Here is a 23,960-nt window from a genome sequence, read left to right on the forward strand (position 1 = left end):
CGAGTTCTGTCAAAGAGATTGTTGTAGTGACCCATGCTACGAAGCGGTCTTTCTTGACCAAGGTTGGGACGGTCTACTACTATTTCTAAGATACAAGGTTGGGTGGAGTGAAACGCAACCCAACATTACCACCAAATTTTATGTTGGGTTACGCGATCGCTGCACCCAACCTTGTATCTTATAAATAGTAGTAAGTGGGCGTAAATAATTGTTGTTGGGATTAGGTAATGGGCAATAGGCAATAGGTATAAGGATTTTAGCTAGTTCATTTTTCTTTACATAGTTCTAGATTTTATAAAAATTTTATACAAGTAAGTATCTTAACGCAATTTGAACTCAGTGTTTAAATTGCGTATTTTTGCTGTCGATATTGTATTTTTTGATAGATATTATGAAAATATGCACTGATACAGGATAAAGCTGAGTCATCAGGTAACTTCTTTATGTTTTACCGTCTAGCGTCAATCTCTAGCCTGGTGCTGGCAAGTGCATTCGCTCTAAATCAAGCTGCGATCGCTCAAAGTGCAGATGTTCCCTTCAATGGAACAGTTCCATCTGAAGCTACCTTTAATGCTCCTGCGCCTGGCACTGCTGAACCAACTATTTCTAGCAGTTCTGGTGGAATTCCGACAAAGTTTGAATCACAAACTCCTGCGACTATGGGTGTGCAAACTAGCACACCTGCCACCATCTCTGTTTCACCCCCCAGATTTGTATCTGGCCCTAGTGCCGATCCTTCTGGAACAACGCACATCGGATTTTTAAAATTTGGTTCGACTAACCTTCGCAGTGATGTCGGCGGTGGGAGTGCAACTTTACCAGCAGGTAATACCAATTTAGAGGTGGGTTTGCTCATAGAGCGACCTGTAGCATTTACGCCAGGTATTTATACTTACGTTGTTACCTTAACGATCGCACCATAGCTGTTTTCTGCAACCCTTATTTATTTGAGAAGGATTTAAAAATGATTCGTCGTTCTTTATTAACTATTGCTTTGATAATTGTTGGTTCTGCTGCTCTTGCACCCAAAACAATTGCACAAACGGCTGATGTGCCCTTTACAGCAAATGTTGGTGGTGTCTGCAACTTCGATCAAATTATCCCTGGTAAATTGGGACTTAACCAGCAGACTAACCCAACTTCATTAGCAGGAGGATATCCTGGAGGACAATTTGGTAAGGTCTTTGTTAGCTGTAACCAAGGTGCCAGAGTGAGTATATCTAAGCCACAGCAGACCGGAGGCCCTAGTTTTACACCCATTAACTCTAATGGCTATATCAATTCACCTTTTGGCAATACGAGTTCTCAGGGTGGTAGTCCTGTGTTGCTGCCCTCTGGTAGCGGTTTGCCTTTGGATATAGACATGATAGTAGATAAGGGCAGTCCCCTTGTTCCTGGAAACTATAGCTATGTAACAACATTGACTATCGTGCCATAGTCTAAAATTTTCCCAGTTTTCCTTCAATTTGCTTGAGAAAAATAGTTATTGAATATCTTGTCGCTAGAGAGTAAATCTTCAAGGGGCAAGATATTTTTTTCATGACCAATAGATACTATAAATCTCCTTTTGGGAACTATAAATCAGAAATTAACTTTACAATCCTGCCATAGTTATAAATATGCTCAAGAGTAATTGGCGCTCTCTCGCTGCTGTTAGTGCTGGCTTATTCGCCCTAGTTTTGTTTCCTGCTGCTGCTAAAGCACAAATGAGCGTTTCTCCGCTAGTGATTGAAGCCAAAGCGGAACGCGGACAAGCCCAAGGAATGATTACGATTTCTAATACTAGCAAAACCCCCTCTCGCATTCGCATCTATGCTGAACCTTTTACATATAGACGCGATGCAGGGTTTCAAACTTTATCCTCTAGTCCCAATGACTTGACGAAATATCTACAATTCTCACCGCGTGAGTTGACTGTCAAACCAGGAGAAGTTCGCCGGGTACGCCTCATCAGTCGCTTGGCTCCTAATTTACCAGATGGGGAATATCGAGCGGTCGTATTTAATGAAACTCTTACTGAATCGAAAGATGCTGCTGGTAATAAGATTACTTTAGTGGCACGAATTGGCGTAACATTCTATGTCAGAAAAGGCAATCTTTCTCCTCAACTAGCAATTGATAGTGCCAGTTTTAACCCAGAGCAAAAACAAATTCAACTTTTAGTTCGCAATAGTGGACAAGCAACTGTTCTCCCCAGTTTAAATTGGACGTTACGCCAAGGGCAAACTGTTGTCAAAACTGGGCAGATAGATACTAATGCTGTAGTGGCAAATAGCGATCGCAATTTTTTATTAAATTACCCCAATAAAGACCAACCAGCTTTGAATCCTGGTCAATATCAGCTAAGTGGTGAGTTATTCTGGGGTGAAGAGAATAATAAAAGTAAGTTGCCTTTCAATGTAAATATTACTATTCCTGCACAAACCTCTACATCACAGAAGAAATGATTCGGTAATAATTAGGGATTTCTAAAGAATAAACTAACCACAGAGACGCAGAGAACACAGAGAAAGGAGAAATAGAGACGATCGCAGTTAAAAAATATCTTGTCGTAGGGGCGCAAGACCTTGCGTCCCTACAAATATATAAATAATTGGGGATGATTTATTTTTTGCAAGTCTCTTATTTGAAAGTGCTTAAATAATTAATAAATTTATATTCAATGTATGTTTTTAGGTTTGTATTTTGATTCTAGTTTTGAATAATTTATATTGCTGTCAAATACAGAGATAATATCGATAATTTTGTTTGGTAATTGGGAATTATATGGTTGTAGAGACGTTGCAAAGCAGTTTCTCTATTTTTATAAATAAATTTACTGAGAAATGAAAATTTTGTGCAACTTCGGTTATTAATTAGAGGCAAATGTCTGCTAGCTGCGATCGCTCTTATCTATCAAATTATTATCATCCCAGCTAAGGCAGATACGCCTGCATCAAATCCACAAACACCTACAATTACCCAATTAGCTAAGGATTCCGAATTTAAAGTTTTTCCTGTAGGATTGAATGTCGGCAACCGCAATGTCAATTCTAGCGTTTTGGTGCGTGGTCAAGAAGATGGTTCCCAAACAATTGATTTTTTAAATTGGCTATTACCCTATGATGCCGTCATTCAAGGGTTGAAATTAAATGTTACCACTTTATCAGACGGTCAATTAGAAGTGCGATCGCTTAGTTTTGTGACTCGCATCAACCCAACAAAACTTCGCACCGATCCAGAATTAGGATTAGTGTTTACAATTCAAGATTTACAAACTCTCTTTGGCATAGGGGCAAAATTTGACATCAATGAATATGCCATTATTTTAGATGTTCCAGGGGTAGATCAATCTAGCGGCAAACTAGCAGAAACAGAAACTCCGATTCAACTAGAAGGATTACCACACATTACACCTAAAAAGTTTAGTGTTGCGGCAGTTGAACAAAAGATAAATGCTAGCGGTGGTGCTACGAGATCAACAAGTTATCGAGGTGATTTCCTGGCTGTTGGTAGTGCTTTCGGTGGTTCGTGGTTCATCCGCACCGATCAACCAAATTTACAAAATCTGCAAACTTGGAATATTGCTGAAGCGCAATTTCTGCGACAAACTAATTCAGCTGATTATTTTGTGGGTTCCCAGCCAACTTTTTGGCAAACTCAAGGAACAGGAGACTATTGGGGTTTTACATCCATTCAACGACAGGGGTTTGTACCACCTCAACCTTTTGGTGGTGGTTCTTCCGATCCTCGCCAACGTTTACAAGCAGATGTTATTGGACGCACAATTGCTGGTAAGGCTGAACCAGGTACATTAGTGCGCTTAGTACAAGGTTTTAGCGATCGCATAATTGCCGAAATTTTAGTTGATTCTTCTGGCATTTACCGCTTTGAAAATATTAAAAGTCAAAATCAATTTTTGGCAAATAATTATCGCGTCTTGCTGTATCCCCAAGGGCGACTCACCGCCCAACCAGAAATTCAACAGGCTAATTTTTCTACAGTCCCAGGACAATTACCAGCAGGCGCTTCAGGATTAATCTTTTCTGGCGGGTTACGACGGGATTCTTTGGGAAATCAAAGTCTGTTGGGCAACTTTTCTGAGTTTCGGGGAGGAATTGCTGGACGTTGGGGTTTATCGGAAAATCTGACAGTAGGCTTAGGTGGAGTGTATGACGAATCGCCTAAAGCCTTAGCAGAATTATTTTGGCGTGCTAGAAACTTACCTTTGCAGGTAGCAGTTTCAGCACTGACGGGTAATAAGTGGGATGTGAATACAGATATTCGCTATGATCCAGCTTCTAACTTGAGTGCTATATTTACCAGCGATCGCTTATCTAGCCGTTTTAATCTAGATTGGCGAGTTTTGCCTCAATTCACTTTATTCGCCAGTAGTGACACGGGTGATGCAAAATCTGGCGGAATGCAATTTAACTTGAGTGGCAAAGATGCCTTTACCTTTGCCCGTATCAGCTTAGATACTAAAAACCGTCTGCGCTGGAATTTGCTGCAACGTCTTGGAAAACTAGAATTAACGCAACGTGGTAACGAAATCAGTACTTTGTCGGAACTGAATTACAACTTGTCTAAAAACCGCTTTTCTAGTGGTGGCAACTCACTGCTGTTAAATTATGAAACACAGAATCAAAATCGTAGCGACAACTTGCTAAGTGTGAGTTGGCGCTATCGTTCACAACAACAGGCGATTGATGGTAGCTATCAATGGGAAGCACAGTTAGGTTATGGCGTTGGTTCTCAGGGTAATGGAATACTAGCCACATTATCAACAACAGTTTTACCCGGTTTGCTATTACGGGCGCGTTATCAAGGTGTATCGCCGAGTTCCGATGAAGCAACTTTCAGCATAGATTTAGCTTCTAGCCTGAATCTCCAAGGGGGTATTAGTCCAGGCGATCGCCGTTCTAATTACTTTCGTACACAAGGCGGACTGTTGATTAAGCCATTTTTTGACCGGAACAATAATGGTAAACAGGATAGAGGCGAAGAAGTTTATACAGATAATGCTGATTTGTTGTTGACTTTGAACAATAAACCACTTAAGTTATTTTCGCCACAAATTCAGGGCAATCGCACTTTAGTAAGAATGCCTCCTGGTATTTATCGCCTCGACCTCGATCCAGCAGGTTTACCCCCTGATTGGCAGCCTATGGTTGAGTCTGTAGCCGTTGATGTAGTTGCTGGGAGTTACACCCCTGTGATGATTCCGTTAATTCGTTCTTACGCGCGATCGGGGGTAGTCACGGATACTCAAGGTCAAGCGATCGCAGGCGCACGGGTAGAAGCAATACAACCAGATCAAACAACTCGGCGTTTTTCTGTCACCAACGGGTCTGGAGTCTATTATTTAGAAGGCTTGTCACAGGGTAAGTACACTCTGCAAATCAACGGTAAATCTGCTGGTAGCTTGAAATTGGAAGAGTCCTCTGAACCATTCCAAGAGCTTAATTTGCAACAGCCGTAAGTCGCTTCGCTACAATTAAAAATTAAAAATTATTAATTAAAAATAATTAGGGACTGACAAGAAATAAATTATCCATCTTGTGGGGTGGGCATCCTGCGCACCCTGAATATGGGACGGGTGCGGACAGCCATCCCACAATAAAATTTGGAATGTTTTTTTATTTAGAAGTCCCTATAATTCAGTGCTTCCCCGTCCTAACTGCACCACCTCAGACGATAAGTGTTGCTCCAACCAATTCTCTAAATCAGCCATTACCTCTCGATAATTGAGGTCACGCTGAATTTCGTGATAGGCTTCTGGATACTCAATTCTCAGCTTATCTGTGCAGTTTACCCGTTGATAAAAGATGTCACTTCCTTCAGGTAAAGCCACTCGGTCTGCGCCACCGTGAAGAATCAATAATGGTAATTGCCAATCACCTGCGTGAGCATTAATCCAATCAACTGTTGCAAAGAATTCTGTAGCTAGACGGGCAGTACCAAGGGTATGTCGCAGTGTATCTTGAGCGATCGCAGCTAAAACCTGCGGATCTCTTGAACCAGCACTGATGTCAATGCCTGTATTCAGTGTGAAACGCGGCCACACCCGTGAGAGCAGTTTTCCTAAAAGCACCCGAATCGGTGAAATCCCGACTTTCCCCAAAGTTGGCGCAAGAGCGATCGCACCTTGCAAAACTGATGCTTGTTGGGGATAGCGCAGAATATAATCTAAGACAATCACCCCACCTAAGCTATGACCCAAAAGAAAAATTGGGCAGCCAGGATTCTGAGTTTGAATTAACTGTAAAAAGGCTCCCAAATCTTCTCGAAACTCACTCCAAGCGTTAATATAGCCTCGCTGACCTGGTGAGCGTCCATGACCACGCAAGTCTAAGGCATAGATAGCATATTGTTTGGGTATCAAATGCTGAATTACATTACTGTAGCGATCGCTGTGGGCTCCGAGTCCATGCACAATGGCTAATATTGCTCTTACTTTACTCTCTGGATGCCAGCTTTGGTAATAGAGGTCAAGCCCTCCAACACCTTGGAATGTGCCTTCTTTACGAGACGCGATGCGATCGCTATGGTCAATCATCTGGTTAATTTTTTAGGTATCTTCTCAGCAAGTTACTAATATGTCAACACTGATTGTATAAAAATAGCTTCTGGCTATGGGGATAATTACAGCTAATTTATTTAAAATCTTGATAAGAGCATTCCACAATTTCTAACCGTGGGTTGGTTAATTATATAACCTCAAGAATTATGATTTATTTATGAATTCAAGGAGATTTTTATCAAAAATTCTTCTAAGGTATCTGTTCAGGAAGACCAAGCTGATGGGGTAATTTCCGAAGTTCATACCGATTCGAAATTTAGCCATCAGCAGGAAGATAGTACACAATTAGAAACTTTAACTGCTGCAAGTATAAAGCGGGTAAAAGAGGGTGTAGCTGCTGCTGGCGATCGCGCTGTTCGCCAGATTATCGAAAAAACCCTCAATCGCTTGAAAGGTGTTAATCAGGGGTATTCAGAACCTAGAGCCAACTCTGGGCTGCGTCGTTTTGTGATGCGATCGCTCATCCATGCCTTTTTCAAGGTACGGGTCGAACACCTCGAAAGAATACCTCAGAAACCTGCAATTTTAGCTGTCAACCATCTCCACCATATCGATCCCTTACTCCTGTTAGCCGAACTCCCTACCCAACCCCACTATTACATCCTGGGCGATGCTCGTACTCTTTATAACAAGTGGTGGAAGCGCTTTATCCTCGGTTTTGCGGGGGGCGTGATTCCTTTGGAACGGGTGTGGAAAGAAGAAGTTGCTGTGATGGAAGCGGCTAAAGCAGGAAGGCAAGATTTAGTTGAGCTAGCTACAGCAATTAAACAGACAGTACCGACAGGAGAAGATATACACACACTCCGACAGATAGACCGGATTATCCTCGCAATTTTGACTCGTGGAGATGGGATGATTCTCTTTCCCGAAGGACGACTCGGAACTGCTGAGGGTAAATTGCATCTCCCTTTAAAACGCGGGACTGTGATTTATGCCTTGCGGGCTGGTGTACCGATTATTCCAGTTGCACTGATTGGGACTCATGACCTCTATTTGGGAAAGGAGTTAACAATTCGGGTCGGTGAACCGTTACACTTTGCCCAAACAACCAGACCAAAACGTCAGGAAGTAGAAGTAGCTTTGGAGAAGTTACAGAATGCGATGCTGGCTATGTTGCCAACTAACTATCAAGAACCAACCGGAACCAAGCTGTTACGTTCTTTTCTAAATCACATGTTGTGGTAAAAGATTACGAATTACGAATTACGAATTACGAACTTGTACTGAGCGTAGCCGTTGGCGCAGCCTCTCGTAGAGAAGTATTACGAATTAATGTTATTTTCCCTGCCACATCTGCCGTAATGACTGAAAAATCTTTACAAATCTCTCTTCTAGCCAGAGCATAGCATAATCAACCCATTCCAAAATTTGTTCTAAGGGATGTTTCTCATAGCCTGTTGAAGTTGCTTTGGTTTCTATCCAATCTGGCTGTGCCTCAATTTGACTACTTTGATGAAACTGCTGTTGCAAAATTTCCCCTTTCCGACTCTCGCGTTTAGTTAGAGAAGTATGGGCTTGAGTTTGTTTGGCAGAGGAAACTTTTCCAGATATTTTTTGGTTTGAGGCAAGATTACTAGTTGATTGTTTCCTTTGCACCAAACCAGATCCGATTTTAGGTTGTTTTACAGTTAAATTCTTTTGGGGAAAATGCCCTAATGATAAACTTGCCGCTAAAGCAGGATTTTTATTTTCTACTTGAGAAAGTGTAACTGACTTGTTAGCAACAGTTTCAGTGTCTCCAAATAAATCATTCCATGTTAGCCAAGGATCAACAGCTAAATCCTGGTTCTCCAACAGAGGGCTTTTAGACAAGGCTTTTCTAAAGCGTGATGAGAATACTTTACCTGGCAATTGCTCATCACTAGTTGTTGAACCAAGTGTTTTCCTATTACCAACACCAAAAAAGTAATTAAGCGCCGCCTCAATCAAAGCTTGAATATTCAGTGTATGAGTTTCCAAACCATCATTAGTAGTTGCAATTTCTCCTCTAGCAGCTAATTGCTCTTTGCCATAAAGAAATATGTTTAACTGAGTTTGGGCAACTTGAACAATTTCCTGGCTACGTTCTTGCACAGGTACTAAAGCATTTGACTCCAATTTAGCAACAGCTATATCGAGAAATGCCAATAATCTTTCAGTATTAAGTAAATCTTTTGATATGCCCTCAGCTAAAGCTGGAATTTTGGTTGTATTTACGTCAGTGAGTTTTACTAATAAACGGTCAATTTGTGGTAATAGCTCCGTTTCCTTTTTGGTTATAATCAACCGCCAGGACTGCCAGTAATTAGCAACTTCGTTAATAATTCGATCTTCTAACTTTGCCTGCTGCTGGGGTGTCAAAATATCTAGAATTTCATTTTCTGTAGTAACAAGTACTAAACTCCGATTCATCAAATTTGTGGCAATTCCCCGCACTGCTGGAAAATGCTGTTTTAGAGGGTTATCTAACTGTAGATTGATAATCTCCGCTTTATTCTCTGTAATACTTGAAGATTCTATATAACTTACATTATTTGTCGAGTTTTTATCAACAAACTTCAGCCGAAAAATTCCCAATAAAGCCAAGGGATTGAAATTTTCAGATGTTTTTGTAGGAGTGGAAACGGCTTCATCTGACAACACGTAATTGACTGCTTCTAGTACTTGTTGAATAGGACTATCAGCATTTGGAATTTCGGGCTGGAAATCGGTATTATTTGGTTGTAACTTTAGTCTAGTTTGTGGCTCTTTGGTCTGTAACGTTTTCCCGGATGATTCAGATGACTGAAACAGTAGATACACTGGGTAAAGTAGTGCCTCCACACCCCACTTAGTGGCAACTTGCAAATGCCGGAAGGTGTGTTCCCACTGTTGTGTCACCCGCCGAGATTGCTGGTGGACAAAGTTAAATAGTCTGCTTTGATAACGACCAGAGGAACCAGAAGACATAGTAGTAATTTTTTAGTTCAAGTCTTGTTAAGTTGTGAGACTCGCGCCAAACAATAAAAACAACCAACACCTCATCTTAGCGAATATATGACCCCGACTGTCTCTCAATCTCATACCAAAATCATCTCACAAGCAATTGAGCAATTGCGCTCTTTTTGTCAAGTTAATCTTCAGTCTAGCTGGCTATACCAGGAATCTGACCTGATTATTACTGATGTTGTCGCTGCTGATTTGTCTCATTGGCAACCTGTTAAGTTGAATGCTAAAGAACATATCGCTTGGACTGGGGGGAAAAAAGTATTATGGCTCATGCAAAGGTTGGTAGTGCCCCAAGATTTACAGGGTTATCCTTTAGCTGGGTTATCTTTGCGGCTGGCGCTGGTTTGGTGGGCAGATTCTGCTGAGATTTATGTGAATGGGCAGTTAGTACTGGAGGGTGATTTATTTGATTGTTCGCCGAGAGTGCTTCTCAGTCAGGGGGTAACGCCAGGGGAAGAGTTTGTTGTAGCTTTGCGGTTAGTGAGTCCGGGGCATTGTGATGGTGCTTTAGTGCGATCGCTCCTAGTTTATGAGTCTATTGATGATAATAATCCCGATCCGGGTTTTGTGGCTGATGAATTGGCTGTGGTGCAGCTTTATTTGGAAAGGTTTGCGCCGGAGAGGTTGGATGTTTTGGTGGAGATGGTGGAGGAGGTTACGAACCGCGAAGGCGCGAAGGACGCGAAGGAAGAGTTAGCAAGATCGTTTTTGTCTCTACGCCAAAACCTAATTCAATCCGATATCTTAGCCCCCCAATTGATCGGGGGTTGGGGGGATCAAAAATCTAAAATATTCTTATTGGGTCATGCTCACTTAGATTTAGCATGGTTATGGCCTGTGAGTGAAACTTGGAATGCGGCGCAAAATACTTTTGAGTCGGTTCTGAAGTTGCAAGCAGATTTTCCTGAGTTAATTTTCTGTCATTCGACTCCCGCACTTTACGCTTGGATTGAAGAACATCGCCCGGATTTGTTTCAGACGATTCAAGCACAGGTAGCTGCTGGACGTTGGGAAGTTGTTGGCGGAATGTGGGTGGAACCGGAACTCAATCTCATTGCTGGTGAATCAATAGTCCGTCAGCTATTGTATGGTCAACGATACATCCAGGAAAAGTTTGGCCAGATTTCAACTATGGTATGGGTTCCAGATACTTTTGGTTTCTGTGCAACTTTACCGCAGTTTTTCGCTAATGCTGGAATTGAGTATTTTGTCACCCAGAAGTTGCGGTGGAATGATACTACTAAATTTGATTATGGGGCTTTTTGGTGGCGATCGCCTGATGGTAGCGAAGTCTTTAGTTTGATGTCTGCACCTATGGGGGAAAACATTGACCCAGTTAAAATGGCAGCCTACGCTCTGGAATGGCAATCCCAAACTGGTTTATCAGAATCCCTCTGGCTTCCCGGTGTCGGCGACCACGGCGGCGGCCCCACTCGTGATATGTTAGAAATCGCTCAACGCTGGCAAAAGTCACCTTTCTTTCCAGACTTAGAATTCACAACGGCTGAAAAGTATTTACAGCAAATTGTAGAGACGCGATTCATCGCGTCTGTCAGTAATTATAATTCCCCTCCTATCTCCCCTACATCCCCTGCTCCCCCTGCCTTTCCCATCTGGGATGACGAACTATACCTCGAATTCCATCGCGGTTGCTACACTACCCACGCAGACCAAAAACGCTGGAATCGTCGTTGTGAAAATTTATTGTATGAAGCTGAACTATTTGCTACCTTGGCAACCGCAAGCTGTGGTGTGACATATCCCAAAGCCGAAATCGAAGCAGCTTGGAAGCAGGTTTTATTTCAACAGTTTCACGATATTTTACCTGGTTCTTCAATTACTCAAGTTTACACAGATGCGTTACCCCAGTGGCAGCAAGTGGAACAAGTTGGAACGAAGATATTACAAGAATCACTTTTAGCGATCGCATCTCACATTACCCTATCAGAACCACCAAAACCCAATAGTTTACCTATTTTCGTTTTCAATTCTCTCAATTGGCAGCGTTCTGAGGTAGTCTCTGTAGCCTTACCCCCACCACAAGAATGGCAGATTTACGATACTTCAGGTAAGCAACTTATCTCCCAATTATCTGAACCATCAACCCTACTATTTCTCGCTACTGAAATTCCACCTGTTGGCTACCGCATATTTTGGCTTTCCCCTTCATCTCCAACTCTGCGGGAAGCTAAAGCTACATCTCCCTCACTCCTCCCAGACTGGATTTTAGAAAATGAATTCTTGCAAGTTGTTATCGATCCTGATACGGGAGATTTATCAAGTGTTTTTGATAAAACTTATCAACGAGAACTTTTGAGTGGTGCAGGAAATCAACTACAAGCTTTTAAAGATAGCGGTCAATATTGGGATGCTTGGAATATAGACCCCAATTATGCGCAACATCCCTTACCCTCAACAAATCTTCGATCTATTCAGTGGCTAGAACAAGGGCCAGTGCAAAGTCGTGTGCGCGTGGTGCGTCAATTGGGTGAATCGGAATTTTGCCAAGACTATATTTTGCAAGCTGGTTCACCTCTACTGAAGATAGCTACCAGCGTCAATTGGCAAGAAAATCATGTATTGGTGAAAGCTGCTTTTCCTTTGAATATCGAAGCAGACTTTGCTACTTATGAAATTCCCTGTGGGGCGATTCGCCGGACAACTAAACCGCAAACCCCCGCAGAAGAGGCAAAATGGGAAGTCCCTGCTTTGCGTTGGGCGGATTTGACAGGAGAAACACAGGAGGGTATTCACGGAGTTAGTTTGCTAAATGATTGTAAATACGGTTACGACAGCAAACCAAATCAACTCCGCCTAACACTGCTACGCAGCCCTAATTGGCCAGACTCAGAAGCTGATAAAGGTTTTCATGAGTTTACATATACTTTGTATCCTCATGCTGGTAGCTGGGAATCAGCCCATACAGTACGGCGTGGCTATGAATTGAATATACCGTTACAAGTGATATTGAATCCTACTAATGAAAACCCTCCCCTTTCTACTGGTAAAGATGGGTTGGGGATGAGTTTCCTAGATTTATCAGCTGAAAATTTAATCTTGATGGCCTTGAAGCCATCTGAAGATGACCCACAGCAGTTAATTCTGCGGTGTTATGAATGTCACGGAGAAACAGCCGAGTTATCTTTGCAAAGTAATTTAGGGTTAAATCTAGGAGATACAGTAGATTTGTTAGAGCGTTCCTCTACTACTGAATTCTCATCTGGGCAACAAATTTTAACAATACAGCCTTGGAAAATCGCCAGTTTCAAGGTAATACCAGCGATCAATTCCAGGCTGGAGTGAGTCACTATTGCTCTGTCAGTGGTCAGTTGTGGTTTTCCACTGACCAATGACAAATGACAAATGACCAATGACTCTTTTAATCTTCGTGATCGTCAAACGGATCGTTCAATTCCTTGCTAGGAGGGCCAAAAGAGGTATAAATTGAAATTCCGGTGATTGCAACCACCACGGCGGCCATAGAAATGCTAAGAACTATTGCGGGTTCCATAATTGAGGGATAGATGATGAGTGCTATTCTTATAGAATATTACAGAAGATTAAAAAAAGCTTTGGCAAGTAATATTAGGTGAACTATGGCACAAAGGACTAGGTTGGGAGATATCCTAAAACCACTTAACTCTGAGTATGGAAAAGTGGCTCCAGGTTGGGGTACTACCCCTGTAATGGCTGTTTTTATGGCGCTATTTTTTGTGTTTTTGCTGATTATTCTGCAACTTTACAATAGATCACTGTTAGTTCAGGATGTAAATGTCGATTGGCGGAGTTTAGGACGCTAACGGATACACCGCTATCAAGTTTGGATAACAAGTTAAGTTACACCCGGTTCTTCCGGGTTTTTTTGTGAATGGTCAGTGCATACTAACTATTGAGTAGACTACATAATATATGAGTTTCTGTAGTGGTTCTATAGTTGACAGGAGACAAAAATGAATATATTTGGTATTGGTCTGCCGGAAATGGGTGTAATTATGGTAGTGGCGCTATTAATCTTTGGGCCAAAGAAGCTACCAGAAATTGGTCGGAGTGTGGGTAAAACAATTCGTAGTTTCCAAGAAGCTTCTAAGGAGTTTCAAACCGAGTTTCAAAAAGAAGCAGAACAGTTAGAAGAAGCTGTCAAGACTACTGCTGAATTGGAACCTAAGCAAATCTACCCTGCTAAATCGGAGCAGGATACTACCACTAGTTCTTCTCAACCTAGCTAGTAGTTTGTCTGATTAGTTACCAAGGGTGAACAAGTTCGTAGTAAGGACTTTAGTCCTGGATTTTAAGCACTGAAGTGCTTACTACAAACCCTCAAAACTAGCTTAGACATTGGACTAGGAGAGTTATGAATATCAATTGACTATAGGCAAAATGACAGAAGCTTCTACGCAACCAGCTTTGGTGATTCCACAACTAATTGTTGGTTTGGGGAATCCAGAAAGCAAGTACGACCAAACACGCCATAATATCGGCTTTGCTGCTGTAGAAGCCCTCTGCCGTTCTTGGCGCATTTCTTTGGCAGAAAACCGCAAGTTTCAAGGTGAGTATGGCGAGGGTATGGCCCCAGGTGGAGGTAAGATTCGCTTGCTAAAGCCGTTAACTTATATGAATCGCTCAGGGCAGTCAATACAAGCGGTGACAAGTTGGTATAAATTGCCGCCTGAGTCAGTGCTGATAGTTTATGACGATATGGATTTGCCTTTGGGAAAAACTCGGCTGCGCTTATCTGGTTCGGCTGGGGGACATAACGGGATGAAAAGTGCGATCGCACATCTGAGTACCCAAAATTTTCCCCGTTTACGAATCGGTATTGGTAAACCCAAAGGTGCAGCTAATAACGATGATTCTAATACTGTCTCCCATGTGCTGGGACGATTCTCCTCTGCCGAAAATCAGCAAATGTCTCTTGTACTTCAGTTCGTGGTTGAGTGTATTGAACTAAGTCTCAAGCAGGGAGTAGAAAAGGCGATGAATGTTTGTAATAGCCGCACCATTAATAATTCTGAGTCTTAGGGGCCAGTTTGTTTACTAAAGGCGTTTATTTTGGTTGATGGGCAGCGATTTTAGCTTGCTCTATCCAACCGAAATAAAGCCTTTAACACGCTCTACACCCTAATTGAAGTGCGGCATAGTTTGCTTAATTTTTGTAAGAATAATGGCGATGTCTAGGAAGGGCTACGCCTAAGCGCTATTGCCTGTTTTAGGTCATAACCTCAAGCAACGCCAGTATCACACCAAATAGGTTTATTTAAAAGTTCTTTTGCGTCTAGCTGCCACTGCCTTACGTTTGCGTTTTTCAATGGGTGTTTCAAAGTGCCGATGATATTTCACATCAGCTAATATCCCAGCTTTGGAAACCTGACGTTTAAACCGACGCAAAGCTGAGTCTATTGCTTCATTCTCTCCAAGAATCACTTGGGTCATTCTTGCTTGTTCCTCATAATCAACATTTTCCATTGTAATAGTAGCCTCAACCTTAGTAAAACCCCCTGATCTAAAGTCATCATTAAGAGGCTATCCATCCAGTTGACACGGATTATGTGTACCTGTAGAACGTCAAATTGGCACTTAACTAAAAGTTAATTTAAGCGCTCTAATACACTCTCAGCACTAGTAGAGCAGATAGAGAAATTATAATGTCAAATTTTCCTGACTGTAATATGAAGTAGCGACAATTGTAGTTTTGGCTACTATCACAATCCTAAGTTATTCGTGAGATAGAAAGTCCCCAACTTCTGTGATAAGTTGAGGAACTTTGTCTTTCAATTCATATTAATTAAATAAGATTGCTATCGCAAATATGATAAAATTTGATTATATTTCAAAACTTTAAAAGTTGATTCTGCCCTCATTCAATAATTTATATCCAGTTGCTAATGCGCCGAAAGCAACAAATAGATTCCATAAGCTAGTTGATCTGAAAATTACTCCACCACTCAAGAAAACTAGTACTATCCCAATACCTAACAAAATCCATCCAAGCTGACTAGCTTCCCTGCGAAAAAACACCAATGTAAACACACCTGCCATAATCGCTAATACGGAAACTGTCGCTGGTAATCTGCTGGAAAAAGGTATGTAGTAACCGCTAACAAATATAATATTTTGACCAAAAAAGTATAACCCTGTGAAAAATAGGATTAAACCTATAAGTTTTATTAACAATTTGCCCATAATATTTTTATATTTTTAATGTCTGAAGCCAATTTTAACCCGATTTGTAGGGGAATTTTTAAACCGCTACTAAATTTTACGTAAAATTGGTTAAATTTAAGTGAATATACTGTATGTCAGTCTCGACTGGCTAAAGATGTCAGTACAAGTAATGTTGATTACATGAAGTAGTCCTTGCCAGGGTGCGATCGAGGTGCTTTAATAGCGATGTCTGACGACAAGAAGTAAAGCTTCTACGCATTCCGCAAAATAGTTTTACTTAGAAAATTATGTACAAGACGCGCAGCGACTCGACATCGCTGCTGGTGTTCATAAAATTACAGACTCAAAACATTAAACTCTAAAGATATGACAAGCTAGTAGCATATCTTTGACACTAAATTCTCCCAAAAGCCGAATAGGAGCATACATGGAGCCAATTATTGCTATAGTTTTAGCCCTTATAGGTTATGCATTAGGTTCTGCAAAACTGATTAATCAAGGAAATGAAGCCCTAGTTGAACGTTTGGGGCGGTATCATCGGAAACTTAAACCGGGGTTGAACTTTATTGTTCCCTTGGTAGATCAGATTGTGATGGAAGATACTACACGAGAGCAGTATACAGACATCAAACCTCAGAATGTGATCACCCAAGATAATATTTACGTAGAAGTGGATGCTATTGTATACTGGCGCATTCGAGATATTGAGAGAAGCTTTTACGCGATTGAGGATCTGCAAGGGGCATTAACACAGATAACTACAACTACGCTCCGAGAAATCATTGCCCAAAATACCCTAGAGCAGACCAACGTCTCTAGAGCAGAGATGGACTCAGCTATATTAGATCAGTTGAATAATGTAACGGCAGATTGGGGAGTTGAGATTCTCCGGTTAGATATTCAGAGAATTACCCTACCTGAAAGTGTGCGAAAGTCTAGAGAAGAGGAGCAAGCCGCCGTCATCAAAAAACGGGCGCTAATTACCGAAGCAGAAGGGGAAAAGGAAGCTGCTATTAAGAAAGCAGAAGGAACTATGGCTTCAGTGCAAATCATTTCTCAAGCTCTCCGTTCCAATCCAGATAGTAGGGATATTCTGCGGTATCTCGTGGCTCAAGATTACGTAGATGCTAGCCAAAAACTTGGTGAGAGCAATAACGCCAAAATTGTCTTTGTAGACCCAGCTAACTCAAGTGAAATGTTTCAGGAGTTGATAGCTGAGTCAGTAACTCAAGAAGGTAACGGCAAAAAAAACGAAGAACGCTAATACCTAGCAATTAAGCTGTGTACGTTGTCTCAATAGAGCATCGGCTACTAGTGAAACATCATGCATTTCTTGAACATCGTGAACTCGGAGGATATCAGCGCCATTAAAAATAGCAGCACAACAAGCTGCTGCCGTTCCCCAAACTCGTGCTTTGGGATCTGGTTGATTTAAAATGCGACCAATGAAACTTTTACGGGATGCTCCTACCAAGATAGGACAATTGAGTGTTGTTAGCGATCGCAAGCCGCGAAAAATTTCTAAATTTTGCTCATAGTTCTTAGCAAAACCAATACCAGGATCAATAATAATTTTATCCAGATCGATGCCCGCAGTAGTTGCTGCCTGAATTTGCCGAGCCAAAAAACTAGAAATTTCACCGAGCAAATCTTGATAATCAGTCTGTTGTTGCATCGTCTGTGGTGTCCCACGGATGTGCATTAAAATTATCGGTACACTTAACTCTGCAACTGTCGGCAACATTTCTGAGTCAAAAGTGCCGCCAGAAATATCATTAATAATATCCGCTCCAGCTTCTACAGATGCCTTGGCTACAGCTGCACGGGTTGTATCTACAGAAATCGGGACTGAAATTTCTGGTCTTAGCACCTGTAACACCGATAACACCCGGTCAAGTTCCTCCGCCAGAGTTATTTGCTTTGCCCCTGGCCGAGTTGATTGACCACCCACATCGATAATGTCAGCACCAGCCGCTACCAATGCTTGCGCCTGCACTAAAGCCGCAGAGGTAGTGTTAAACTCACCCCCATCACTAAAGCTATCAGGCGTTACATTCAAAATGCCCATCAAATAAGTTCGCTGTCCCCACTCGAAACAGCGTTCTCGAATTATTAAATTGCTTGGCATAAATCTACATTAGGCATTCCCATGCAGAGCATGGGAACGAAAATAAGGCACATTACACTAAGTGAAAATTCACAATCCGAGCGAAACTCTCAGGTTCTAAACTTGCTCCTCCGACTAAAACGCCATCGATTTCTGGTTGAGCCATGATTTCATCAATATTATTTGGCTTCACTGAGCCACCATATTGAATTGATACATTTGGATTACTCAACTGGCTCCGAATTAAGCCAATTATTCGATTAGCTTCCACTGCTTCACAAGTTTCACCAGTCCCAATTGCCCAAATTGGCTCGTAGGCAATCACCAAATTATTCTGATCGATATCTACCAAACCTTTGTCGAGTTGGAGAGCAATCAGTGCTTCAGTTTCTCCTGCATCTCGTTGTTGTTTAGTTTCACCAACACAGAGAATTGGAGTCAAACCAAACCTTTGAGCAGTTCGGAGGCGCAGATTAACAGTTGCGTCCGTTTCACCAAAGTATTGCCGTCGTTCGCTATGACCGACAATCACAAAGCGTACACCACTTTCTGTCAGCATTGGGCCAGAAATCTCACCTGTATAGGCTCCAAATTCTTCCCAATGGATATTTTGTGCCCCCAGTTGGATGAGGCTACCGTGCAAAGTTTTGGACAAAACACTCAAATTAGTGAACGGAGGGCACAATATAACTTCTCGCCCTTGGGGGGTTTCCTCTAAGTGGGGCAGAAATCCTTGTAAAAACTCCTGGGTTTCTGCCTGGGTTTTGAACATTTTCCAGTTGCCGGCAATAACGATTTTCCGCACAGGTAATTTAGTCAAGATTCTAACGTGCTATTTAGATGCATTTTTCAGTTTATGACTTTTTGTTATCCATTAGTCATTGGTCATTGGTCATTGGTCATTAGTCATTAGTCATTAGTCAAGAGTTATTCTTTTATGCACCACTGCCCCCCTACTCCCCAAACCCTTGTTAAAAATAACTAGGATAAGAGACAGGGGTAATTTAAAAATCCCAAAATTTCAAACCTCATATTGATATGACTTCGACATTACCTGTGCCTGAACCTGATCAAAGCGATTCCGCTAACACTGACGCAAATTCTCTCAGTTGGGAGGAAGAACTGGATAGCGCTATTTTCAGTTTTGAAGACATTCAGACAGAACTGAACTATAAACAAGCACAAACCGCGCTGCGAAACTTAGTAGCCAATCTCGACCTCACCCCCCAAGAAAAAACCGGATTGGAAACGGAAATTGCTGATTTGGAAACTATGCTGGGGAAGTTAGACCGCATGATAGTGCAGATTGCAGCTTTTGGCATGGTAGGGCGTGGTAAGTCTTCGCTACTCAATTCTTTGGTGGGACAAACAGTATTTGAAACTGGGCCGCTGCACGGTGTCACTCGGACTGCACAAACAGTTAATTGGAGTATTAGTGAAGAAGCGATTGGAGAAACTGAACGGGCTTTACGGGTTACTCTCCCTGGCGTAGGTCAATCGCAGGTGGAATTGATTGATACTCCTGGGTTAGACGAAGTAGATGGTGCAACCCGTGCTGTGTTAGCTGAACAGATTGCCAAACAAGCAGATTTGATTCTGTTTGTAATCTCTGGCGATATGACAAAGCTAGAATACGCTGCCCTTTCTCAGTTGCGGGAAGCAGGTAAACCGATCATTCTGGTGTTTAACAAAGTAGACCAGTATCCAGAAGCTGACCGGATGGCAATTTATCACAAAATCCGCGATGAAAGGGTGCGGGAATTACTCACGCCTTTAGAAATTGTTATGGCTGCGGCATCGCCATTGGTGAAGACGGCGATTCGTCGCCCTGATGGTACTAGGGGCATACAGTTGCGTACAGGGAATGCCCAAGTTGAAGAATTGAAGCTGAAAATCTTGGAGATTCTGCACCGTGAGGGTAAAGCCTTGGTTGCTCTTAATACCATGCTTTATGCCGACGTTGTAAATGAGCAGTTAATCGAGCGAAAACTGATGATTCGGGAACAGAATGCCAATCAGTTGATTTGGAAGGCTGTGATGACTAAAGCATTAGCGATCGCACTTAATCCCGTAACTGTGGTAGATATTCTGAGTAGTGTGGTCATTGATATTGCTCTGATTTTGGGTTTATCTAAGCTTTATGGCTTCTCTATGACTGAATCTGGTGCTGTACAACTGCTACAAAAAATCGCCCTGAGTATGGGCGGAATTGGTGCTAGTGAATTGTTGGCAAACTTGGGTTTGAGTGGATTGAAAACTTTACTTGGTATCTCTGCAACAGCTACAGCAGGTATTGCCCTTGGCCCTTATATATCAGTGGCACTTACGCAAGGGGGAGTAGCTGGTGTTTCTTCTTACGGTATTGGGCAAGTTACCAAAGTTTATTTAGCCAATGGCGCGACTTGGGGGCCTGATGGGCCAAAAGCAGTAATTAATCGGATTCTGGCAAATCTGGATGAAACCTCAATTTTCAACCGGATTAAAGATGAATTACTCCATAAGGTAAAACTCAAAAAGTGATGTATAGATTTATTTCAACTGCTGGTATTTTCCTCAAGCCAAGCGACTAAATCAGACACATTTGAAAAGTCTAAAAATTCTTCTTCTAATTGTTCAGTAGATAAGACTCGAATTCTCTTGAATATTGATGAATCTATTAACGGTGAAATTGTCGGCAAAATTGGGCGGGGGCTAAATTTACTTGTGGGTATTGCTAATACTGATACTGATGCGGAAATTGACTGGATGGTACGTAAATCTTTGGAATTGCGGCTGTTTCCTGACGAGGAAGGAGACGACCGTTGGCAAAAATCTGTGCAAGAAATTGGTGGCGATTTATTAGTAGTAAGTCAGTTTACTCTTTATGGTGATTGTCGCAAAGGCCGCCGTCCTTCTTTTGACCCTTCAGCCCTTCCCCAATCAGCAGCAGATTTGTATAATCGTTTTGTTACCAAATTAAGAGCTAGTGGAAACCGATCAATTTGGTGCAATGATGGAAGTTACAATTGAAAATTATGGCCCTGTGACTTTAATACTAGACAAAGAAGCAATTTAAGTATATATACCAAAAAAGAATAACAGAAGCCTATAGACAGTGGAGTTCTAATTGATGAGAGAATATTAAATTAACCATCACAAAAGTTTAAATTCATTCATCATGGCGAAAATCCAGTTTTCTAAAGGTCTTGACGAAGTAGTAATTCCAGAAGTGCGGCTGACGCGATCGCGCACTGGTGACAGTGGTACAGCCACGTTTATTTTTACGAATCCGAAAATTTTAGATCAAGGTAGCACCGAAGATATTACCGGGATGTACTTGAGTGACGAAGAAGGCGAAATAATTACCCGTGAAGTTAAGGCAAAATTTGTCAACGGAAAACCGGAAGCATTAGAAGCACTTTACGTAATGAAATCTGCCCAAGAATGGGATCGGTTTATGCGCTTCATGGAACGGTATGCTGAAGAAAACGATCTTGGACTCAGCAAAGCTGAAAAATAAATAGTGTGTAGGGTGAATGGCGAATGGCATAGGTAATTTTTTCATGTCCAATGCGCCATTCTCCGTGCCCAATTGCCCATTATCAAAAGTTAAAACCCTAATCCATGACACAACAACCACATCCAGATTCGCTTGGGATTACGGTAACTTGCGCTGTGGTTACTGTCAGCGATACACGCACACCCGAAACAGACAAAAGTGGTCAGCTAATTCAGCAGTTACTTCTTGGTGCTAACTATGCTGTTGGAGCCTACACGATTATCAAAGATGAACCAACACAGATTCAAGAGCAGATAGAAAATTTGGGTAAAAGCTCAAATTTGGATGCTGTAATTTTTAATGGTGGCACAGGTATTGCGCCAAGAGATACTACTTATGATGCCATTGAGAAGTTATTGGAGAAAACTTTGCCGGGATTTGGTGAGTTATTCCGTTTTTTAAGTTATCAAGAAATTGGTTCGCGAGCGATCGCTTCTCGCGCTGTTGCTGGTGTTTATCAAGATAAATTAATCTTCTCGCTTCCTGGTTCTAGTAATGCTGTGCGGCTGGCAATGGAAAAACTGATTGTGCCTGAACTCACTCACTTGGTAAGTCAGCTTTGTAAGGGAGTGAAATGAGCAGCCTTTCAGGGGGGTTATCATAAAACTAAGCTATGAGGCACTGAAATCATCCTTTCTCTACTTACATCTTGCAACTACCCAGAATTATAGTGAAACGGATGAAATATTCATATTAGATAAGCAATGCAGCCTATTTACTGGAATTGCATAATTGCTCACAGCATCACTGCATTTTCATACTTTGGCATCCCCGTATTAATAGGGGTTTTCTTTGCCAAAACTAAGGCAACTATCCCTTCTAAGTTTTGGCTAGCCTTTTTATTATCAGGTGGATTCGTACTACTTTGCGGATTTCATCACCTTTTGGCGATTTTTGAGAAACATTTGGCAGTGTCGCTGTTGCACTTAGTCGTGCTTGATGTAATGGCGTTTGTTTCTTTGTCTGCCTTACTCTACTTAATGCCAACGGCTTATCAAATTGTAGAGGCGATCGCCAAATATCAAGAAGATACCCGCGAACTTCAACGCAGCCAGCAGATGCAACGGCTATTTCTAGATCAGGGCCCCTTTGGGGCCTATATCAAAGATGAGCAATCTAGAGTGCTTTATTACAACCAGGAGCTACAGTCTAGATTTTCAGTAGATTCACAAGAATGGTTAGGAAAAACGGATAGTGAATTCTTGCCAGATCCCGAAGAGGGGCAGAGAGTAATGGAAAACGATCGAGTCGTTTTGAAGACTCTACGCCCCTTAAAGCTGATTGAAAAGGTAAAAATACCTGGCAATAATCAGCCATGTTACTGGCTATCGTTTAAGTTTCCGTTTAGCGATGGCGCAACGGGCGATCGCCGCATCGGTGGGATCAGTATCGATATTACAGAATCTATAGAAGCACAGCGATCGCTCACCGATCTAAATCGGCAATTAGAAGAAAAAACACTGAAATTAGAAGCCAAAAAACAAGAACTCATATATCTCTCAGATATGGCAGATATGCTTTATTGTTGCGAGTCTAAAGATGAGGTGTATCAAGCAGTCGCTTTAACCTGTTCTAAGCTATTTCCTAATATGAGTGGTTATATCTGTATAATTGCTAATTCTAAAAATTATGTTCAGATAAATAGTATTTGGGGAGACGAAAGAATCAGAACCAGTAAAGAAATATTTTCACAATCTGAATGTTGGGCATTGCGGAGAGGCAAATTCAACCTTTTATCTTCTGGTAAATCAGGACTAATATGCAGCCATTTAATCCAGCCTGTTAGCGGTACACATCTGTGTGTTCCATTGTTTGGACAAGGCGAAGTAGTTGGGATTCTACACATTTATGCCCTTGAAAAGATCAGTCCAGAAGATCAACAAATCAGTGAGATTATTGCTAGAACTTTAGGCTTTGCACTAAATAATCTATCAATAAAACAACGTCTTACCTATGAGAATTTGCGGGATGGGATGACCCAACTATTCAATCAAAGCTATATGGAAACTATAACTGAACAAAGGCTAGCTGAAGCGGAACGATCGGGAGAACCTCTTAGTGTTATTTTCCTTGATATCGATAACTTCAAATCTTATAACTCGCGCTATGGGCATGTGACTGCCAATATTGTTATTCAGGGATTAGGAAAACTGCTGTTAAAATCTATTCGCTCTTTTGATATTCCTTGCAGATGGGGTGGTGAAGAATTTGTGATTGTCATGCCTAATATGACGCTGGAAGCGCTCAGGAAGCGAGTAGAACAATTAAGGGCAGATGTTGAACAAATGCAATTGAAGGATGGCGATCAGATCCTTCAAGGAATCACCGCCTCTTTTGGAATAGCTGTATCAGAACCAGGGATTACAGTTAAAGATTTTTTGAATCGAGCAAATCAAGCGATGCTTGAAGCAAAGCGAACAGGGAAGAATCGGGTTATGGAGTATGTAAATAGGTACGATTAAAATAATTCGTAATTCGTAATGGGCTACGCCCCGCTACGCTGTTTTCATGCCCAAAGGGCTGTACGTAATTCGTAATTCTGTAAGCGGTGGAATAGAGTGTAGAGAAGCTCAGTGCAATTTCGCGTTTCTACGAGGGTTTTGGTTGAAAAAGAATTCTGTTCG

22 protein-coding genes and 2 pseudogenes are annotated in these 23,960 nt (G+C 41.7%); 16 read left to right on the top strand and 8 right to left on the bottom strand.

What is annotated here, in order from left to right; translation table 11 throughout:
* From H6G86_RS38370 to H6G86_RS06710, 5 genes are all read left to right on the top strand, one after another.
* On the top strand, positions 1 to 184 hold a 184-nt coding region (locus H6G86_RS38370), incomplete at its 5' end, for a hypothetical protein (RefSeq protein WP_206758427.1).
* A 259-nt stretch (positions 185 to 443) separates the two neighbouring features.
* Complete coding sequence (locus tag H6G86_RS06695) at positions 444 to 923, top strand: hypothetical protein (protein ID WP_190933680.1); 480 nt, start codon at positions 444 to 446, stop codon at positions 921 to 923.
* A 41-nt stretch (positions 924 to 964) separates the two neighbouring features.
* Entirely contained in the window at positions 965 to 1,438 is a 474-nt protein-coding gene (locus H6G86_RS06700; RefSeq protein WP_190933681.1) for a hypothetical protein, read from the top strand.
* A gap of 181 nt (positions 1,439 to 1,619) precedes the next feature.
* A complete protein-coding gene (locus tag H6G86_RS06705) occupies positions 1,620 to 2,447 on the top strand; it encodes a fimbrial biogenesis chaperone (RefSeq protein WP_190933682.1) in 828 nt (275 codons plus the stop codon).
* A gap of 389 nt (positions 2,448 to 2,836) precedes the next feature.
* Positions 2,837 to 5,461, top strand: coding sequence for a carboxypeptidase-like regulatory domain-containing protein (locus H6G86_RS06710; RefSeq protein ID WP_190933683.1), 2,625 nt, complete (start codon positions 2,837 to 2,839; stop codon positions 5,459 to 5,461).
* A gap of 171 nt (positions 5,462 to 5,632) precedes the next feature.
* On the opposite strand, the gene H6G86_RS06715 is transcribed toward H6G86_RS06710, so the two are convergent.
* Positions 5,633 to 6,538 (bottom strand): alpha/beta hydrolase, encoded by a 906-nt coding sequence (locus H6G86_RS06715; RefSeq protein WP_190933684.1) that lies wholly within the window; start codon positions 6,536 to 6,538, stop codon positions 5,633 to 5,635.
* Positions 6,539 to 6,871: 333 nt separating this feature from the next.
* Here H6G86_RS06715 and H6G86_RS06720 point away from each other — a divergent pair, with 333 nt between their 5' ends.
* On the top strand, positions 6,872 to 7,747 hold the full coding sequence (locus tag H6G86_RS06720; RefSeq protein ID WP_190933827.1) for a lysophospholipid acyltransferase family protein: 876 nt from the start codon (positions 6,872 to 6,874) through the stop codon (positions 7,745 to 7,747).
* Between the two features lie 90 nt (positions 7,748 to 7,837).
* On the opposite strand, the gene H6G86_RS06725 is transcribed toward H6G86_RS06720, so the two are convergent.
* A complete protein-coding gene (locus tag H6G86_RS06725; RefSeq protein ID WP_190933685.1) occupies positions 7,838 to 9,490 on the bottom strand; it encodes a hypothetical protein in 1,653 nt (550 codons plus the stop codon).
* An 87-nt stretch (positions 9,491 to 9,577) separates the two neighbouring features.
* On the opposite strand from H6G86_RS06725, the gene H6G86_RS06730 reads away from it, so the two are divergent.
* Positions 9,578 to 12,832: an alpha-mannosidase gene (locus H6G86_RS06730; protein ID WP_190933686.1), complete on the top strand. Its 3,255-nt coding sequence runs from the start codon at positions 9,578 to 9,580 to the stop codon at positions 12,830 to 12,832.
* Between the two features lie 76 nt (positions 12,833 to 12,908).
* Here the strand turns inward: H6G86_RS06730 and psbN are convergent, their stop codons facing one another.
* On the bottom strand, positions 12,909 to 13,040 hold the full coding sequence (gene psbN / locus H6G86_RS06735; protein WP_012410654.1) for a photosystem II reaction center protein PsbN: 132 nt from the start codon (positions 13,038 to 13,040) through the stop codon (positions 12,909 to 12,911).
* An 85-nt stretch (positions 13,041 to 13,125) separates the two neighbouring features.
* On the opposite strand from psbN, the gene psbH reads away from it, so the two are divergent.
* The 3 genes from psbH (at position 13,126) to pth (ending at position 14,548) form a co-directional block, all read left to right on the top strand.
* Positions 13,126 to 13,329, top strand: coding sequence for a photosystem II reaction center phosphoprotein PsbH (psbH, locus tag H6G86_RS06740; protein ID WP_094327589.1), 204 nt, complete (start codon positions 13,126 to 13,128; stop codon positions 13,327 to 13,329).
* Between the two features lie 150 nt (positions 13,330 to 13,479).
* On the top strand, positions 13,480 to 13,755 hold the full coding sequence (locus tag H6G86_RS06745) for a TatA/E family twin arginine-targeting protein translocase (protein ID WP_190933687.1): 276 nt from the start codon (positions 13,480 to 13,482) through the stop codon (positions 13,753 to 13,755).
* Between the two features lie 151 nt (positions 13,756 to 13,906).
* Positions 13,907 to 14,548 (top strand): aminoacyl-tRNA hydrolase, encoded by a 642-nt coding sequence (gene pth / locus H6G86_RS06750; RefSeq protein ID WP_190933688.1) that lies wholly within the window; start codon positions 13,907 to 13,909, stop codon positions 14,546 to 14,548.
* Between the two features lie 231 nt (positions 14,549 to 14,779).
* Here the strand turns inward: pth and rpsU are convergent, their stop codons facing one another.
* Together rpsU and H6G86_RS06760 are read right to left on the bottom strand one after the other, a co-directional pair.
* Positions 14,780 to 14,959, bottom strand: coding sequence for a 30S ribosomal protein S21 (rpsU, locus tag H6G86_RS06755; RefSeq protein ID WP_012410658.1), 180 nt, complete (start codon positions 14,957 to 14,959; stop codon positions 14,780 to 14,782).
* Between the two features lie 405 nt (positions 14,960 to 15,364).
* Complete coding sequence (locus tag H6G86_RS06760; RefSeq protein WP_190933689.1) at positions 15,365 to 15,709, bottom strand: hypothetical protein; 345 nt, start codon at positions 15,707 to 15,709, stop codon at positions 15,365 to 15,367.
* A 409-nt stretch (positions 15,710 to 16,118) separates the two neighbouring features.
* Between H6G86_RS06760 and H6G86_RS06765 the strand changes: the two genes are divergently transcribed.
* Positions 16,119 to 16,955, top strand: a complete 837-nt coding sequence (locus H6G86_RS06765; RefSeq protein ID WP_190933690.1) for an SPFH domain-containing protein — start codon at positions 16,119 to 16,121, stop codon at positions 16,953 to 16,955.
* 3 nt (positions 16,956 to 16,958) lie between these two features.
* On the opposite strand, the gene folP is transcribed toward H6G86_RS06765, so the two are convergent.
* Positions 16,959 to 17,819, bottom strand: coding sequence for a dihydropteroate synthase (folP, locus tag H6G86_RS06770; RefSeq protein ID WP_190933691.1), 861 nt, complete (start codon positions 17,817 to 17,819; stop codon positions 16,959 to 16,961).
* Between the two features lie 52 nt (positions 17,820 to 17,871).
* Positions 17,872 to 18,603 carry a triose-phosphate isomerase gene (gene tpiA, locus H6G86_RS06775; RefSeq protein WP_163930153.1) on the bottom strand — a complete coding sequence of 244 codons (732 nt, stop codon included), beginning with the start codon at positions 18,601 to 18,603 and terminating at the stop codon, positions 17,872 to 17,874.
* 233 nt (positions 18,604 to 18,836) lie between these two features.
* Here tpiA and H6G86_RS06780 point away from each other — a divergent pair, with 233 nt between their 5' ends.
* A complete protein-coding gene (locus H6G86_RS06780) occupies positions 18,837 to 20,318 on the top strand; it encodes a GTP-binding protein (RefSeq protein WP_190933692.1) in 1,482 nt (493 codons plus the stop codon).
* A gap of 14 nt (positions 20,319 to 20,332) precedes the next feature.
* Here H6G86_RS06780 and H6G86_RS38150 read toward each other — a convergent pair.
* Positions 20,333 to 20,455, bottom strand: a pseudogene (locus H6G86_RS38150) (DUF4351 domain-containing protein); the annotation flags it as partial.
* Here H6G86_RS38150 and dtd point away from each other — a divergent pair.
* The 4 genes and pseudogenes from dtd to H6G86_RS06800 all read left to right on the top strand — a co-directional run bounded on the left by dtd (position 20,430) and on the right by H6G86_RS06800 (position 23,798).
* A pseudogene (dtd, locus tag H6G86_RS06785) lies at positions 20,430 to 20,853 on the top strand (D-aminoacyl-tRNA deacylase). The pseudogenes H6G86_RS38150 and dtd sit on opposite strands and share 26 nt — an antisense overlap.
* A 102-nt stretch (positions 20,854 to 20,955) precedes the next feature.
* On the top strand, positions 20,956 to 21,297 hold the full coding sequence (gene psb28, locus H6G86_RS06790) for a photosystem II reaction center protein Psb28 (RefSeq protein ID WP_185585945.1): 342 nt from the start codon (positions 20,956 to 20,958) through the stop codon (positions 21,295 to 21,297).
* Positions 21,298 to 21,401: 104 nt separating this feature from the next.
* Positions 21,402 to 21,914, top strand: a complete 513-nt coding sequence (locus H6G86_RS06795) for a MogA/MoaB family molybdenum cofactor biosynthesis protein (protein WP_190933693.1) — start codon at positions 21,402 to 21,404, stop codon at positions 21,912 to 21,914.
* 126 nt (positions 21,915 to 22,040) lie between these two features.
* Positions 22,041 to 23,798, top strand: a complete 1,758-nt coding sequence (locus H6G86_RS06800; protein WP_190933694.1) for a diguanylate cyclase — start codon at positions 22,041 to 22,043, stop codon at positions 23,796 to 23,798.
* Positions 23,799 to 23,960 lie beyond the last annotated feature (162 nt).

Origin of the sequence: Nostoc sp. FACHB-133, from assembly GCF_014698055.1 — a bacterium.
In the GTDB taxonomy this organism is placed as follows: Bacteria; Cyanobacteriota; Cyanobacteriia; order Cyanobacteriales; family Nostocaceae; genus Nostoc.